General features: G+C 68.1%; 15 protein-coding genes. All 15 read right to left on the bottom strand.

Translation table 11 applies throughout. The features are described from left to right. Nucleotide 1 precedes the first annotated feature (1 nt). A complete protein-coding gene (locus tag J7E87_RS16190) occupies nt 2-355 on the bottom strand; it encodes a DUF6086 family protein (protein ID WP_215094460.1) in 354 nt (117 codons plus the stop codon). Between the two features lie 13 nt (nt 356-368). Then, nucleotides 369-1,931 (bottom strand): Hint domain-containing protein, encoded by a 1,563-nt coding sequence (locus tag J7E87_RS16185; protein WP_215094458.1) that lies wholly within the window; start codon nt 1,929-1,931, stop codon nt 369-371. Nucleotides 1,932-2,145: 214 nt separating this feature from the next. After that, nucleotides 2,146-3,465, bottom strand: a complete 1,320-nt coding sequence (locus J7E87_RS16180; protein ID WP_215094456.1) for a hypothetical protein — start codon at nt 3,463-3,465, stop codon at nt 2,146-2,148. Between the two features lie 104 nt (nt 3,466-3,569). Further along, entirely contained in the window at nt 3,570-4,208 is a 639-nt protein-coding gene (locus J7E87_RS16175) for an OmpA family protein (protein ID WP_215094454.1), read from the bottom strand. Further along, the gene (locus tag J7E87_RS16170) at nt 4,208-4,798 is read right to left on the bottom strand and encodes a hypothetical protein (protein ID WP_251017537.1); all 591 of its coding nucleotides are present in this window, start codon (nt 4,796-4,798) and stop codon (nt 4,208-4,210) included. Before J7E87_RS16170 ends, J7E87_RS16175 begins: the two co-directional genes overlap by 1 nt. 29 nt (nt 4,799-4,827) lie before the next feature. Continuing rightward, on the bottom strand, nt 4,828-5,379 hold the full coding sequence (locus J7E87_RS16165; protein ID WP_374195183.1) for a hypothetical protein: 552 nt from the start codon (nt 5,377-5,379) through the stop codon (nt 4,828-4,830). A gap of 80 nt (nt 5,380-5,459) precedes the next feature. Continuing rightward, nucleotides 5,460-5,729 (bottom strand): hypothetical protein, encoded by a 270-nt coding sequence (locus tag J7E87_RS16160; protein ID WP_215094453.1) that lies wholly within the window; start codon nt 5,727-5,729, stop codon nt 5,460-5,462. A 218-nt stretch (nt 5,730-5,947) separates the two neighbouring features. Beyond that, on the bottom strand, nt 5,948-6,940 hold the full coding sequence (locus J7E87_RS16155) for a response regulator transcription factor (protein WP_215094451.1): 993 nt from the start codon (nt 6,938-6,940) through the stop codon (nt 5,948-5,950). Nucleotides 6,941-7,002: 62 nt separating this feature from the next. After that, entirely contained in the window at nt 7,003-8,373 is a 1,371-nt protein-coding gene (locus tag J7E87_RS16150; protein WP_215094449.1) for a sensor histidine kinase, read from the bottom strand. A 3-nt stretch (nt 8,374-8,376) separates the two neighbouring features. Continuing rightward, a complete protein-coding gene (locus J7E87_RS16145; RefSeq protein ID WP_215094447.1) occupies nt 8,377-9,264 on the bottom strand; it encodes a DUF5936 domain-containing protein in 888 nt (295 codons plus the stop codon). 26 nt (nt 9,265-9,290) lie between these two features. Continuing rightward, on the bottom strand, nt 9,291-10,232 hold the full coding sequence (locus J7E87_RS16140; protein WP_215094445.1) for a type II secretion system F family protein: 942 nt from the start codon (nt 10,230-10,232) through the stop codon (nt 9,291-9,293). A gap of 59 nt (nt 10,233-10,291) precedes the next feature. Continuing rightward, on the bottom strand, nt 10,292-11,632 hold the full coding sequence (locus J7E87_RS16135) for a CpaF family protein (protein WP_215094443.1): 1,341 nt from the start codon (nt 11,630-11,632) through the stop codon (nt 10,292-10,294). Between the two features lie 39 nt (nt 11,633-11,671). Then, on the bottom strand, nt 11,672-12,025 hold the full coding sequence (locus J7E87_RS16130; protein ID WP_215094441.1) for a TadE/TadG family type IV pilus assembly protein: 354 nt from the start codon (nt 12,023-12,025) through the stop codon (nt 11,672-11,674). Nucleotides 12,026-12,028: 3 nt separating this feature from the next. Next, on the bottom strand, nt 12,029-12,430 hold the full coding sequence (locus J7E87_RS16125; RefSeq protein WP_215094439.1) for a pilus assembly protein: 402 nt from the start codon (nt 12,428-12,430) through the stop codon (nt 12,029-12,031). Between the two features lie 68 nt (nt 12,431-12,498). Further along, nucleotides 12,499-13,749, bottom strand: coding sequence for an AAA family ATPase (locus J7E87_RS16120; RefSeq protein WP_215094438.1), 1,251 nt, complete (start codon nt 13,747-13,749; stop codon nt 12,499-12,501). Nucleotides 13,750-13,752: the final 3 nt, after the last annotated feature.

The following is a 13,752-nucleotide window of genomic DNA, read 5'->3' as shown; positions in this document are numbered from 1 at the left end:
GCTACATCGACCGTGCAAGTGTCTGCTTCTCCTCCCACAGGGGCTTTTCCCTCTCGGACTTCGGGTGGATGACCGTACCCGTACGCTCCAGCACAACCAGAGAGGGGAGCAACACCCCCTTGATCAGGCCGTGTTGCACCGGGTGACGGGTCGAGAAGTAGACCTCGTACAGCCCCTCCACGAACCCCCTGAACAGCTTCGGGTCGATCTCGCAGGTGTCCTGCTCGGACGGTGTGAGACCGGTCCGCAGCCGCATCAGCTCCGCCGTGGTCCCGGCGAGGGCGATGTACCACTTCGCGATGCGCAGGGCCGGATCCCAGACGGTTTCACCGGAGACTTCGAAGTAGTAGCTCATAGCCTGTAGCAACTCATCCCGTGAACTCCAGCCTGATGTCCAGCCCGGGATTCTCGTCCCTGAGCTTCTCAATACGCTGTTCGAGTGCGGCACGGAAACGCGGATCGACATTGGCGTTCGTGAAACGGAAACCGATGGGGGCCTGTTCGTACCCCTTCATCTCCTTACGGGCCTGAAGATACTTCGCAAGCTTTCCGTCCACCTGCTTGGTCAGCCACGTCTCATCGCCGAACAGCGCGCTCTTCTCTTCCCACAGGACTCCGCCGTCGATGTGGTCGATATCGGTAATCCTGTTTCCGGTCTTCGGATCGTACACATCGTACTCACGCTCACCGTCGAGCGGACCGCATCCGGCCGGGTCCTCGTTGTGCACCAGTACGGGAGTCCGCCCGGCCAGCACGTAATAGGTGTGCGTCCGCGCCACGGTGAGGTCGTGGGTCGTCTGACGCCCCGTGAAGTGTCGCGCGGTGAGCACTTTCAGCCCGGTCCCGTCGAGCGCGCGCAGCCTGTCACCGGCTGCGATCTCGCCGGCGTCGGCCCAGCGCCCCTGCCCGGTCAGCCAGAAGGGGTGGGTGTCGGTCGCCTCGACAATGGCCGTACCGGAATTCGTACGCACCGTGAGCCGGGTGAAGTCCTTGTCGTCGTGCGTGGTGATGGCGTTCGTCACCCGCCGCGTCCCGGTCTTCCCGCTGTACGGATCCGTGGCTTTGACCCGGTCGCCGATCCGCACCTTCTCGATGGGAATCCGGCGCCCGTCGGCAAGCAGCACCGGGGTACCAGGAGGGAAGCTGTGCCGGCGGCAGGCGGCCGGTTTGTCGTCCGGCTTCTTCTCGCCGTCCTTGGGTTTCTTCTTGTCCGCGTCGAGTCTCCTTTTCGCGTCGGCAAGCTTCTTCTCCGCGTCCGCGACCCGCTTGCGGTTCTTGATGAGCCCTTTCAGCCCGTCGTACAGATCCCCGCCGTGCTTCTTGAGCTTTCTGACGAGCTCCACGGCTTTCTTCCACTTCCACGGCGCGCCGTACTTGGCGGTGAGCTTCCCGACCGCGCCGCCGATGAGGCTGAGGAGCACATTGACGAGCGTCTCGGTGCAGGCGCCCATGTCGCCCTTGGTGATGCAGTCGAGGGCGTCGGTGATGCCGAGCTCCTCGGCGAGGATCTTCGCGAGCTCCTTGGCGGCCTCGATGGCCTTGTCCTGATCGGACTTCTCGGCGGCCTGGGCGTCCTGAAGCTCCTTCAGGGCCTTCTCGTAGTCGAGCTGCGTCGGCGTCTTGTGGCCGTCGCCGGGACCGTCGTCGTCGGAGGCGGGGCGGCCGTCCCCCTGGCTGCCGGGGCCGCGCTCGTCCTGGGCCTCGGGGTCGCCACCGCCGCCACAGTTCTCGCCGCCGGTGATCTTGCACACCTGCGTGCTGAACTCCTCGGCGATGGCCGGCCCGAGGCCCGTTGCCAGCAGGGCTCCGACGATCGCCACGACCACCGCGACCAGACCCACGTACTCGATCGCCGACTGGCCCGACTGGCCCGGCCTCCTCTTTCGCAGGCCCAGCAGCCGCGCGTGTGTGCGTGGCAGAGCCCTACGCACCTGACGGCGAATCCGACGCACAACCCCCTGTGGCGACATGGATGCGACGCTAATGCGCCACGGGCGGGAGGTCGTGGGCCCCCGGGCCCAAAGAAGGGCTCAACTCCGCGTGGGACCCGGCTTGTTGTCGTACGGATTGCCAGTACGGATTGCCGCATGGGTTGCCGTATGGATTGCCGTATGGATTGCCGTACGGACTACGGCCGCGGCCGGTTCACGGTTCCCAGGGCAGAGGGACCGTCTCCGCCGCCTTTCGGCGGCGCCCGGTTCCGCCGCCACGCAAGATGGCCGTCCACGCGGCGAGCCCGAGCAGCAGCACCGTCCCCAGGCTGATCCCCGTGATGCCGACGGCTCTCAGCGTGGCGTTCTGAGCGCCGCCGTTCTCGACGAGGCCTTCTTCAGCCGCCTCCCGGCCCTCTTCCGTGATCCCGAAGCCTGCAGCCGTCGCGTCCCCGTCGTATGCCGGGCCCGTCTGTCGATCCCCCTCGACGCCCACACGCAGGACCATGGGGAGGGTGCCGCCGATCCGTTGGTCCAGGGTGACCCGCACGTAGTACCAGCCGGAGAAGCGCATCGCGCTGATGGCGTCCACCTGGGGCCGGTACCGGTGCGAGAAGGCGACCGGCGCCGTGCCCAGTGACACCGCCGCCTGCTTGCCGAGGTAGCTCGTGCCGGCTCCGTCGACCAGCCCGCGCGCGGTGTTGTACAAGGCCATCTGCAGGCCGTCGACGACCGCGGACGCCTGCGCGGTCGGGGAGTTCGCCAGCTCGGCGTCGAGGAAGAGCTGCTGGCCCCAGTCGACCGGCACCTTGTAGAAGCGGCTCTCGCCCGGGCTCAGTTCGTCCCGCCATACGCCTTCGCCGACCGCAGGCGCGTCATTGAACCCGGTGCCGCCCGTCAGGCGCTTTGCCGTACCCGTCCGCGCGGTCGGAGCCTGCGAGCTCCAGGTGACCGGGGCCGACGGTGCCTGCGCGTCCGCCTTCAGGCCCGGCTCCGACATGAACTTCAGCTCGATGGGCCAGCCGGCGGAGCCCGGACCGGTGTCCGAGCCGATCCATTCCACGGCGTAGAGGTAGCTGCCGGCTTCCTGACAGGTCCTGTTGGCCTCAATACGACGAGTGGCGTAACCGGCGATCGGGCGGGCGGTCGTGCCCTTGAATGTGACGTCGCTGCTGTTGCTGCACCGTTCGCCCTTCGGGCTTGCCAAGGAGACGCGGATTCCGCTGAGCACTCCGACCTCGGTCCCCGGCGGTGGGGCGAGAACCGTCGAGACGAAGGCATTGGACGTGTCGTCCAGCACGACCTGGTAGTGCTTCCTCTCGCCCGCGGAGATGGTGTCGGTGTACGTGCCCGGCTTGAGCGAAGGGCCGTCGGCGCTGGTCGCGGAGCCGCGCACCGGCTCGGCGCCCGGGGCCGTCCGGTAGGGGGCGACTGCGTCGGAACCCGCGGTGGTCACGGCCGCCACCGGATGCACACCCAGCACGAGCCCACACAGGGCCAGCGTGCTGAGCGCAACGGCTCTGCCTCTCGTCATTGCTCCGCTCCTCCGCACCGCACCAGTCCCTCGACAAAGGCGAGAGCCGGTCCGCGGCACGCTGCGGACCGGCTCCCCCGAGATTCAGCACTTCGCGTCCGCGTTCAGTTGCCCGCGCCCCTGGGGAAGGAGACCTCGACGCGGCGGTTCTTCTTGCGTCCTTCTTCGGTCGCGTTGTTCGCGATGGGGTACTGCTCGCCGTATCCACGGATCTCGTATGTGACGCCCAGGGCGCTCAACTGCTGCGACAGCACCCCGTGCACCGCGTCCGCGCGCTGCTTGGACAGCACGTCTCCGTGCTCGGAGGTACCCAGGTCGTCGGTGAAGCCGAAGACGCGGACCTTTTTGGCGTCCTGGTTCTTGATCTCCGCGGCGATGGCGGCGATACGGGCATTGGCCGCGCTGGAGAGCTTCGCACTGTCCTTGCCGAAGAGCACCTCGGCCTGGAGCGCGAACTTGATGTCGGAGTTGGTCTCCTCGCGGCGTTCCTCGCCGCCGATCTCCTCGACGACCGACTTGATGTCGAGGACCTTGGGCTCGGCGAGGTTCGCACCTTCGGGGAGCTTGAGGTCGGAGTCCTCGGGGTCGATCTTGACGGGGGCCGCCGCCGAGGGTGTGGGATACGGATCCTCATCGGCGAGGGCATCGGCGGCGCCCAGGAGACCGAACAAGAGGGCGCCGGCGAGGACGGTCACGGTCGTGCGCGCGTAGACGCACCCGGTGCGGGTGGTTGCGGCGCTCATCAGGAGAGCTCGATCGACGCGCTGGGGAACCCCGGGAACTGGAGGCCGAGCTTGGTGGTCGTCTGCGGGGGCGCCGGGAACTGGGCAAAGAAGGTGAGGCTCTGGCCGGGTTTGATGTACCCGTCGTACGCGTATGTCGTCAGCGGGCGATTGTCGGTATCGCGCAGCACGTAGTAGCGCTTCCTGCCCTGGGAATCCACGAGCGTCATTCCCGCGAACGAGTGGCCTGTGGCAGCCACATCCTGCTCCAGCCCGTACCAGCTGACGGGAACGGAGAACCCCGCGGAGCCGGTGTTCTTGAACTCACCGTCCACGGTGAGGAAGCCGCCGTCATCACGCTTCGCCGCGAATACGGACAGTTCCAGCCCGCCGTCGCCCTTCACCGTCGCGATCGGCTCCCTGGGCACGGAGTCTGGGGAAGTGGTCCCCTTGTCGCCTCCCTTGCTCTGCTGGGGCGCCGTCGAGGCCGGCTCCTTGGATTCCGAACCGCCGCCGTCCCCGCCACAGGCGGCCAGCGAAAAGGTCAGGGCCGCCGACAGCAAGGCTGCCGCCCCGGCCCGGCGCATGGTCCTCACGTGTCGCATCGTCATCAATCCTGTTCCTTAACGCTCGTTCGAGGTCAGTCCTCGGCCAGTCGGACGGTGAAGAGGTCCGCCATATCGGGAAGCAGATCCGGTTTTTCCGGATCGATGATCCAGTCTTTGGTGTCGCAGACGAGCTTGCCCGGGGACGGCGTTCTGTGATTGGCATTGGCGGATTCCCGATCGTCCCCGCCCTCCGAGGGCGCCGCCGACTCATCGGGCGCGAAGCTGCAGCGTGGCTCCACCACAGCCGTGGCTGTGGCTTTCGCGTGCTCGTTCTCCGTACCGTCGATGATGCTGTCGCCCATCGGCCTGCTGGACCGGGACTCCACCGTGAAGCCCCACCGTCCGTCCGTCAGCGCGTCACAGTGGAGGTTGTCGGCGTCGTTCCTGGCGGCGAAGCGGGCGGCCTCCGCACAGCCGTCGGCAGTCTCGGCCGGCTTCCCGTCGAAGAGGTTCCCGAGGTCGTCCAGGAAGTCCTCCAGCTTCAGCTGGTCCCGGGAATCCTGTGCGGCTGCCAGGGCTGCCGCGTCCGCGGCTGTCTGCGTGCCGTTGCGGGTGATGTCGGCCTGACCGAACGCAAAGTACACGAGCGCAAAGAAGAGCAGGCCAACCACCGCTGTGATGTACAGCGGTGTGGCCTGCCCTGCGTCTGACTCAACCGGCGGACCTACTGGCCGCCGCCACCTCCGCCGCCGCCCCCACCCCCGCCGTTGAGGACCGAACGGATCTTCTCCGAGAACTTGCCTGCGATCTCGCCGCCGAGATTGGTCTGCAGCAGCAGGGCGACGATGGCCACCACCAGGATGGTGATGCCCACATACTCGATCGCCCCCTGCCCCTTGTCCTTGCGGCACTTGATGCCGTCGAGGACCGAGTCCCTCCAGTCGGTCACATGAACCCTGGCCCGTGTCGCCGCCTTCAGACCGATGTCCCTCATGACGTTCCCCTCCGGTTTCGGCCGGCCGTAAACCGGCCGATACGTACGACTCCTCGATGCCGTCCACGCTTCCGGCTTCCTCCTGGCCGGTCTCGCTTCCGACGGGAGCAACGTACGTCGGGGTCGCATCCCAGGGCATGGGCCTCAGGGCCCAACCCGGGGCCCAATTCACCGGTTGGGCCCCGCGGGCCCCGTATGAGCGGGGGTTCCGCACACGCTCAGCCATGCCGCTGGGACCCCCCTCGCGCCATGCTGTGCCAGATGGCGATGGCCTCGCCACGGCTGCCCGCGCTCAACTTGGCGAAGATGCGGTTGATGTGGTTCTTGACGGTCTTCTGACTGATGAAGCAGGACGCGGCGATCTGCTGGTTGGTCATGCCTGACGCAATCAGCTCCATCACCTCCACCTCCCGCTGACTCAGCTCCGTGATCACTCCGCGGAGTCCGTCGACTACATCGGGGCTCCGAGATGAATGTGCCACATTTGATTGCGTAAGCGAAGACGCTTGAGCAAATTGCTCCGACGACGTGGGCCGGTGTCCAGGTCCGGTGAACGCCGTGCCCAGCCCCTCGGGCAGCGGTTGACCGCCTCCGTCGCCCGCGCCCTCACCCCGCACCGTCGCCAGCAGCGCGCTGGAGGCGGAGTGGGTGAAGTGGACGCGGCCCATCTTGATGTCCCGTACCGCGGCGACGAGTTGGTCGGCGGTGAATTCACCGTGTACGAGATAACCGGTCGCGCCCAGGCGCAGGGCCTCGTGCACGATCTCGCTCTCCCTGCTGTAAGTCATCATCAGCACCGGCGCCAGCGGCACCAGGTGCGGCAGCGCCGAGATGCCGTCCACGCCCGGCATGCGAACGTCCAGCAGAACCACGTCCGGGCGGTGTTGGACGGTCACGTCATAGGCCTGGCGGCCGTCGGCCGCCTCCGCGACGACTTCCAGGTCGTCGCGGCCCTGCAGCAGAACGGTCAGCCCGGCGCGTACGACCGGGTTGTCGTCGACGACGACAACCCGCAGAGGTGGGGCGGCCGGCATCGTGGCCGGTCCCGGCAGAGCGGGGAATTCGCCGGTGGTCACGGGCGGCGCGGAGGCCAGGGGGACACCCGTGGTGTGGTCGGAGCTGAGCGGGGTGGCGTGCGAGGACGTGTGCTGCGAGACATGGGACTGCTGGGTCCAGTTCTGCCCCGAGCTGTGGGAGATGTCGTCCGGCATGCTGCAGCCTCCTCTCGGAAGGGGGAACGGTCGGGTTGGGTTGGGTTGGAGCGGTGAGGCGGTCAGTGGAGCAGTGGGGTTCGGTGCCGCGTGGGTTGAGCGGGGATGCCGGGGACGAGCCTGAGTGCGGCGGCCGGCAGTTCCAGGCGGACTTCGGTTCCTTTCGCCGCCCAGCCCTTGCCGATCCGGATGCGGGCCCCGATGGATGCGGCCCGCTCGACCATGCCGACCAGGCCGAAGTGGCCTGCCCGTCTGAGGTCGTCGAGGGTGGTGCCGGGCGGAAGGCCCCGCCCGTCGTCGTACACGCTGATCCTCAGTACGTCGCCGACGACACCCGCCGAGACGTCGAGGCAGCTGGGGTGACCGTGGCGGTGGGCGTTCTCCATGGCCTCGGTGGCGATGGTCAGGGCCTGGCGGGCGACGGCGGGCGGCGCCTTCGGCACGGGAAAGTCGCCGAGCCGGCGGAACGTGGCCCGCATGCCGTACCGGCGAGCGAAGTCATCCGTCCTGGCGTGGAGTTCGGCCATGATGTCGATTCCGCCGTCCAGACCGGACTCGCGACGCAGATCGGAGAGCAGCTCGCGGGACTCGGTCGCGGCGCGGCGGGCCGAGCGGGCCACCAGCTCGGCCTGGTGTTTGACGGTCAGCGGGTCCATCCGGTCGGCGGTGCCGGCCAGGCCGTCGGCCGCGAGCGCCAGGCCGTGCAGCGTCTTGGCGACGGAATCGTGCATCTCGCGGGCGAGCCGGGCGCGTTCCTCCTCCACCGCGCTGCTGACGGCGAGGCGTGCGCGGGTCTCGGTCAGCGCCTGGGATGCGGCGCCGAATCCGAGCAGGAGGCTGCGCAGTGCGCTGCCCACGGCTCCGGCCATCACACACAGGCCCGCCATCAGCAGCGCCGAGGCGTCTGCCTCGATCTTCTCGTTGATCGCGTAGGAGGCGGCGAGGAGCAGCGTCTGGAGCGGTGCGAAGATCGCGGCGCCGCGCCACCCGTATACAAGTCCGGCGAGCAGTGGGGTGCAGAAGGTGACGTAAGTGAGCGTGGATCCCGGCGAGGCGGAGAACAGCAGCAGCGCGCCGAACAGCATGTCGACCGCCAGCAGCGAGGGATGGCGCAGCAGCACGGGGCCGAACCGTTCCCAGTCGCGCAGCAGCACATAGGACACCATGACGGTGACCAGGACCGCCGCGCCCACCAGCCAGCCGCCAAGGCCCCGGTCGACGCCCGAGAGCGCGAACGGCGCGGCGAGCGCGGTCATGGCGAGGCGGAAGCCGAACAGTTGCCGGCACAGCGCCTGGAGGGCGTTGACCTGGATCGGCAGTGACGGCACAAGCCCCGGGGCGCTCTCGGGGGCGCCCTCCTCGGAGCCGCCGGTCAGTGCGGCCCTGCTCAGCGCGGTCCTGGTGAGTGCCGCCCTGGCCGCCCGTAAGACCATGACTCAGCCTCCGAAGATGTCGTTGAAGTTGACATTGGAGGCGTAGTAGAAGCCGACCACGATAAGGATCATCGTCCCGGGGAGCATGAAGCTGGTGACGATGAGCGTGGCCTTGGGGACGGCCTTGGCGGCCTTGCGGCGGGCGTTCTGGGCGTCGGTCCTGCGCATGTCGTTGGCGATCTGGATGAGGGTGTCGACGATGGGGGCGCCGAGTTCCTCACCCTGCTGGAGCGCGGAGACGAACATCGACACCTGGTCGGATTCATTGCGCTTGCGCAGCTGCTCGAAGGCGTCGCGCCTGCCCACGCCCATGTCCATCTGGCGCAGGGTGATGCGCAGTTCGTCGGCCCAGGGACCTTCGTACTTCTCGGCGACGCGCTCCAGCGCCTGGCGGAAGCCGAGTCCGGCGGAGACGACGACGGCCAGGACGTCGAGGAAATCGGGAAGGGTCCGCTCGATGTCGTCCCTGCGCCTGCTGATGGCAGCGCGGATGAGGACATCGGTCCAGAAGAGTCCGTAGAGGAGGAAGAGCACGGCGAACACAATGTGGCCGTTCATCAGCATGCCCAGGGCCACCAGGAGACCCAGGCCCCCGTACACGGCGCGGCGGGCGGCGTAGCGGTCGAGGGTCAGACCACCGGGGTTGCCCGCCATGTCCAGCTTCCGGCGGACGGCGTCGACTCGCTTGGGGCCCATCATCCGCAGTACATACGGCGCGTAGCGCATGCCGATGCGGTCGATGGCGGAGCCCGTCGCGGTGGTGCGGCCGGCGCCGACCTCCAGGGCGACGGCGAGGTCGCCGGGAAGCTTGGCGTCGGCGCGGTACATGCGTACGCCCTGGAAGGCTCCGTAGACGCCGAGTCCGATGACGGCCGCGAGCAGCAGTCCCATGGTGTGCTCCCTCCCTTCGGTGTGGGTCAGATACGGACGCGAGTGAGTCGGTTGATGAGGAAGAAGCCGAGCGCGTAGAGAGCCGCCGAGACGATCACGGCGAGCCTGCCGGCGAGGGCGTTCGTCATGTCCTCGAGGGCGCCGGAGCGCATTCCGTCGATGAGCAGCAAGAAGCCCACGCCGAGAACGGGAACGGCCACCGCGGTCACCTTGACCTGGGAGAGCAGGGTCGTGACCTCGCGGCGGGTCTCCTTGCGCTCCTCCAGGGTCTGGGTGAGGTTGCGCAGCGAGGAGACGATGGTGCCCCCCGCCCGGTTGGAGAGGATGAGGGTGGATACGAGGACGGTCAGCTCACGGGAGGGCAGCCGCTCGACGAGATCGTTCAGCGCGTCGTCCAGTGAGCGGCCGAGGGTCAGCTGGTCGGCGACCCGCCGCAGCTCCTCCCTGGCCGGATCGTCCAACTCGTCCACGGCCATGCTGATGGCTGTCCGCAGCGCGAGACCGGCCTGTGTCGCGTTGGCGAGTACGCGGGTGAGTTCGGGCAGTTGGTTGATGAACGCCTCGGTGCGCTTTTGGCGCTGCCAGTTGAGGAAACCGTTGGCTCCCCAGACGCCGATGACGGCCGCGATGATCCCGAAGAACGGCGCGAAGACCGATCCGGCGATGAAGTACAGAGCGAGCAGCGCGCCGACCACGTAGACGAAGTACTCGCCCGCAGTCAGATCGAGACCGGTCGCCGAGATCTGCCGCTCGATCCGCTTCCCCAGGCGCGTTCTGCGCAGCCATCGGTCCACGGCGCTGAAACGACGACGCCGTCCGCCCTCGATGGCGAGCTGTCCTGTCTGCGTCATCCGCTCCAGCAGGGCCTGCCGCTGGGCCTGGCCCGAGGAGTAGACATGCACCCCGACGACGGCGAACAGACAGCCGAGCAGGGTGACACCCATCGTCAGGAGCGGGAGGTTATCCATGTCGGGCGGGGCCTTCTCGGTGAGCGTGCGGACTGGGGCGGGTGGGGACGGCGAGCCGGTCAGGCCGTCGTTGTGCGCGAGGCAAGCTGCTCCTTGGTGTGCGCTACGCCGAAGGCCGGGGGAATCGACTCGCCCGCCATGTAGAGGCGGTCGGCGATCCGGCGGGGCAGCGGGAAGTACACGAACTTCCCGTGGATGTGGCCGTCCGCGGTCATGGGCCGGGCGTCGAAACGGCAGACCGTGACGATCCGGTAGTCCTCGCGGCCGTAGGAGTCGACGATGGCGATTTCGGTGATCTTGCGGGCTCCGTCCGCGTGCCGGGTGAGCTGCACGATGACGTCGACCGCGCTGTTGATCTGGTCGTGGATCGCCACGAAGGGGATCTCGACCTCGGACATGGAGCTGAGGGTCTGCAGACGCATCAAGGCGTCCTCGGCGCTGTTGGCGTGGACGGTGGCGAGCGAGCCGTCGTGACCGGTCGACATCGCCTGGAGCATGTCGAGCGTCTCGCCGCCGCGGACCTCACCGACGATGATGCGGTCGGGGCGCATACGCAGGGAGTTGCGCACCAGGTCACGAATGGTCACCTGGCCCTTGCCCTCGACGTTGGACGGCCGGCTCTCCAGGGTGATCACATGCGACTGCTGGAGCTGGAGCTCGGCCGAGTCCTCGATGGTGACGATGCGTTCTCCGCCCGGGATCAGCCCTGACAGCGCGTTGAGCAGGGTGGTCTTCCCCGTGCCGGTGGCGCCGGAGACGATCACATTGAACTTCGCGCGGACCAGGCCGGCCAGCAGCATCAGGATCTGCTCGTCGAGCGAGCCCAGGCCGATCATCTCCTGGAGGGTGAAGGCTCTGGGGAAGCGCCGGATGGTGAGGATCGGCCCGGTCAGCGAGAGCGGCGGAATGATGACGTTGACGCGCTCACCGCTGGGCAGGCGGGCGTCGACCATCGGATTCGCCTCGTCCACCCGCCGGTTGACGGTGGAGACGATGCGCTCGATGGTCTGCATCAGCTGCTCATTGGAGGAGAAGCGCATCGGGAGCAGTTCCAGCCGTCCACTGCGCTCGACGAAGACCTGGTCGGGGCCGTTCACCATGATTTCGCTGATGGAGGCGTCTTCGAGCAGCGGTTCGAGGATGCCGAGGCCGAGCGCCTCGTCGACGACCCTGCGGATGAGCTGGGAGCGCTCGACGGTGGACAGCACCGGGCCCTCGCGGCTGATGATGTGACCGAGCACCCGCTCGAGGCGGGCCCGTCGTTCGGCCGCGGCGAGCGCCGACATCTCGGCGAGGTCGATCTCCTCGAGCAGCTTGGCGCGGTAAACCCCGACAAGCCGACTCTCCTCGGTGTGCCCGGTCGTCGGCTCGGGGTTGTTGATGCGCGCCCGCAGGCTCATGGGTTCAACTCCCTCGTACGGTTTGCCTGGTGCTGCCGGTCAGTCGCGGGGCATGGTGGCGCTCTTGGTGGTGGTGAAGTCGAAGCCCGGTACGAGAAAGGGAATTCCGACGGTGGCGGTCACCTTGATCTCGTCGCCCTGCTCGGTCTTGTCGAAGCCCGCGTCGAGCCAGGAACTCATCGATGCCCGGCCCGCCTCCTCATAGCCGATACGGGCCTGGTCCTGCGAGGCCACCCGGGCAGCGGCGCGGGCCGCCGTGCCCGCCTGCTGCGCGGCGTACACGGCCAGCCCGACCTGGACCGCGATCAGCGCCACCAGGAGCAGCAGAACGAGCCAGCCGCCGTACTCGATGACCGCCTGGCCCCTGTCCCGCCGGATTGCCTGCTTGCGCATGGCTCAGTTCCTCTCCGTCGCGGCGGCGGCGCGGCCCGGAACGGTGATGGGGAGGTTGAAGGCCCCCGGGAAGAGCAGCGGCACTTCGAGGTCGGCCTTCGCCTTGACCAGATCACCGTCCTGCCCGCAGGAGATCTCGTACGACCAGCTGCCGGGCAGGTCTTCCTGCCCGGCTCGTTTGCACGCCGCGTCGCGATCCCCCTCGGTCGCCGTTCCCGCGCTCACGGCCTTGTCCGCCGCGTTCCCCGCGAGTACGAAGGTGTAGCCGACCAGCGCGGCCTGCCACAGCAGGACCATCGTCACCAGAATGATCGGGACCATGCCCGTGAATTCGATGACGGACTGGCCCCTGTCACCGCGCAGGCGCGGGTCTCGGTAAAGCGCGCGTACTCCTGGACCCGTCATGGCTCAACGTTCCCCCTCACCCGTGTGCCTGATCACTTCGCACGCCCTGATCACTCCGCAGGCTCTGGTCACTTCGTACGCCCCTGGCGGCGGCCGCTGCCGAGCGAGCCGCGATCCTGGCGGAACCTGCTCTGTTTCTCGGCGGTGGCGTTCTTCACGAGCCCCAACTCCCCCGCCAGTCCCCACAGTGCTTGTTTCACCGTGGACTTGGACTCCAAATCCTGCATTCGGCCCGCATCGACGACCGCTTGAAGTTCCTTGAAGTTTGCGGGGACCGAAATCCTGGCCACCCGGGTGGAAGTGATCTTCTCGACCAGCGCGGGCTGGATCTCCGTATTGCGTGTATGGCGGTTGACGACGGTGACCGTCTCCTCCGCCTTGCGGATCTGGAGCCGGTCCCAGAGCCGGACCATGCGCTTGGTGGCCCGGACGGTCACCACGTCCGGAGTGGTCAGCAGCAGTGCGGTGTCCGCCATCTCGATGGCGGCGGCGTTGGCGGTGTTCATATGCGTGCCGCAGTCGATGACGACGATCTCGTAGCGGTGGCGCAGCGCGCTGACGATCTGGCGGACCAGCCGGTCGTTGACCTCCTCGGCCCGTTCGCCCTCGCCCGGCGCGAGCAGCAGCCCGAGGCCGGAGTCATGGCTGAACAGCGCGTCCTGCAGCACCCGGGGGGAGATGTCCTGGATCGCGGTCAGGTCCACGATGGACCGGCGGAACTGCACATCCAGGTACGAGGCCACATCGCCGCCCTGCAGATCCAGGTCTACGAGCGCGACGGTGTGGCCGGATGCCCGGGCCGCGAGCGCGAGCTGGATCGCGGTCACCGTGGTGCCGACTCCGCCCTTCGCGCCGCTGACGGTGACGACGGTGCCGCCGGGGCCCGTGAAGACATCGGCTCCCTGGCCCAGGTGACGGCGTACGCCGACGGACCAGCCGGCCGCCGCCTGGACGCGCTGCGCCAACTCCTCGTACGACAGCGGCAGTCCCACCAGGCCGCGGGCGCCGGAATCCATTGCCGCCGAGTAGAGGCCGGGGCTTGCGTCGGAGGTCACCAGGATGACCCCGACGGCCGGAAAGCGCAGCGCCACCTCCCTGATCAGCTCGAGGGCGGGGACCGGCCCGATCCGCTCGTGGACCAGGACGACCTCGGGCAGTTCGTCGAGCGATTCGCCCGCCAGCCGGGCCAATAGGTCGAGCAGTGAGGTCGAGTCGGCGACCGGCGAGGCCGGTTCGGCGTCCGGGAGCTGGCTGAGGAGGGTGGTGATGGACCGGGAGGCGTCGGCGTCACCGACGGCCGGGAGGATTCGTGTCGTCATCCG

This window comes from Streptomyces sp. ISL-1 (assembly GCF_018614585.1).
In the GTDB taxonomy this organism is placed as follows: domain Bacteria; phylum Actinomycetota; class Actinomycetes; order Streptomycetales; family Streptomycetaceae; genus Streptomyces; species Streptomyces maoxianensis.
The sequence above is the reverse complement of the archived record's forward strand: the minus strand, read 5'-3'. Positions and strand labels throughout refer to the sequence as shown.

Coding starts and splice junctions, on each gene's coding strand:
- J7E87_RS16190 (WP_215094460.1), bottom strand. CDS start 355: ATGAGCTACTACTTCGAAGTCTCCGGTGAAACCGTCTGGGATCCGGCC.
- J7E87_RS16170 (WP_251017537.1), bottom strand. CDS start 4,798: ATGACGATGCGACACGTGAGGACCATGCGCCGGGCCGGGGCGGCAGCC.
- J7E87_RS16180 (WP_215094456.1), bottom strand. CDS start 3,465: ATGACGAGAGGCAGAGCCGTTGCGCTCAGCACGCTGGCCCTGTGTGGG.
- J7E87_RS16145 (WP_215094447.1), bottom strand. CDS start 9,264: ATGGGACTGCTGCTCGCGGCCGTCATCGGACTCGGCGTCTACGGAGCC.
- J7E87_RS16150 (WP_215094449.1), bottom strand. CDS start 8,373: ATGGTCTTACGGGCGGCCAGGGCGGCACTCACCAGGACCGCGCTGAGC.
- J7E87_RS16175 (WP_215094454.1), bottom strand. CDS start 4,208: ATGAGCGCCGCAACCACCCGCACCGGGTGCGTCTACGCGCGCACGACC.
- J7E87_RS16160 (WP_215094453.1), bottom strand. CDS start 5,729: ATGAGGGACATCGGTCTGAAGGCGGCGACACGGGCCAGGGTTCATGTG.
- J7E87_RS16120 (WP_215094438.1), bottom strand. CDS start 13,749: ATGACGACACGAATCCTCCCGGCCGTCGGTGACGCCGACGCCTCCCGG.
- J7E87_RS16135 (WP_215094443.1), bottom strand. CDS start 11,632: ATGAGCCTGCGGGCGCGCATCAACAACCCCGAGCCGACGACCGGGCAC.
- J7E87_RS16125 (WP_215094439.1), bottom strand. CDS start 12,430: ATGACGGGTCCAGGAGTACGCGCGCTTTACCGAGACCCGCGCCTGCGC.
- J7E87_RS16155 (WP_215094451.1), bottom strand. CDS start 6,940: ATGCCGGACGACATCTCCCACAGCTCGGGGCAGAACTGGACCCAGCAG.
- J7E87_RS16140 (WP_215094445.1), bottom strand. CDS start 10,232: ATGGATAACCTCCCGCTCCTGACGATGGGTGTCACCCTGCTCGGCTGT.
- J7E87_RS16130 (WP_215094441.1), bottom strand. CDS start 12,025: ATGCGCAAGCAGGCAATCCGGCGGGACAGGGGCCAGGCGGTCATCGAG.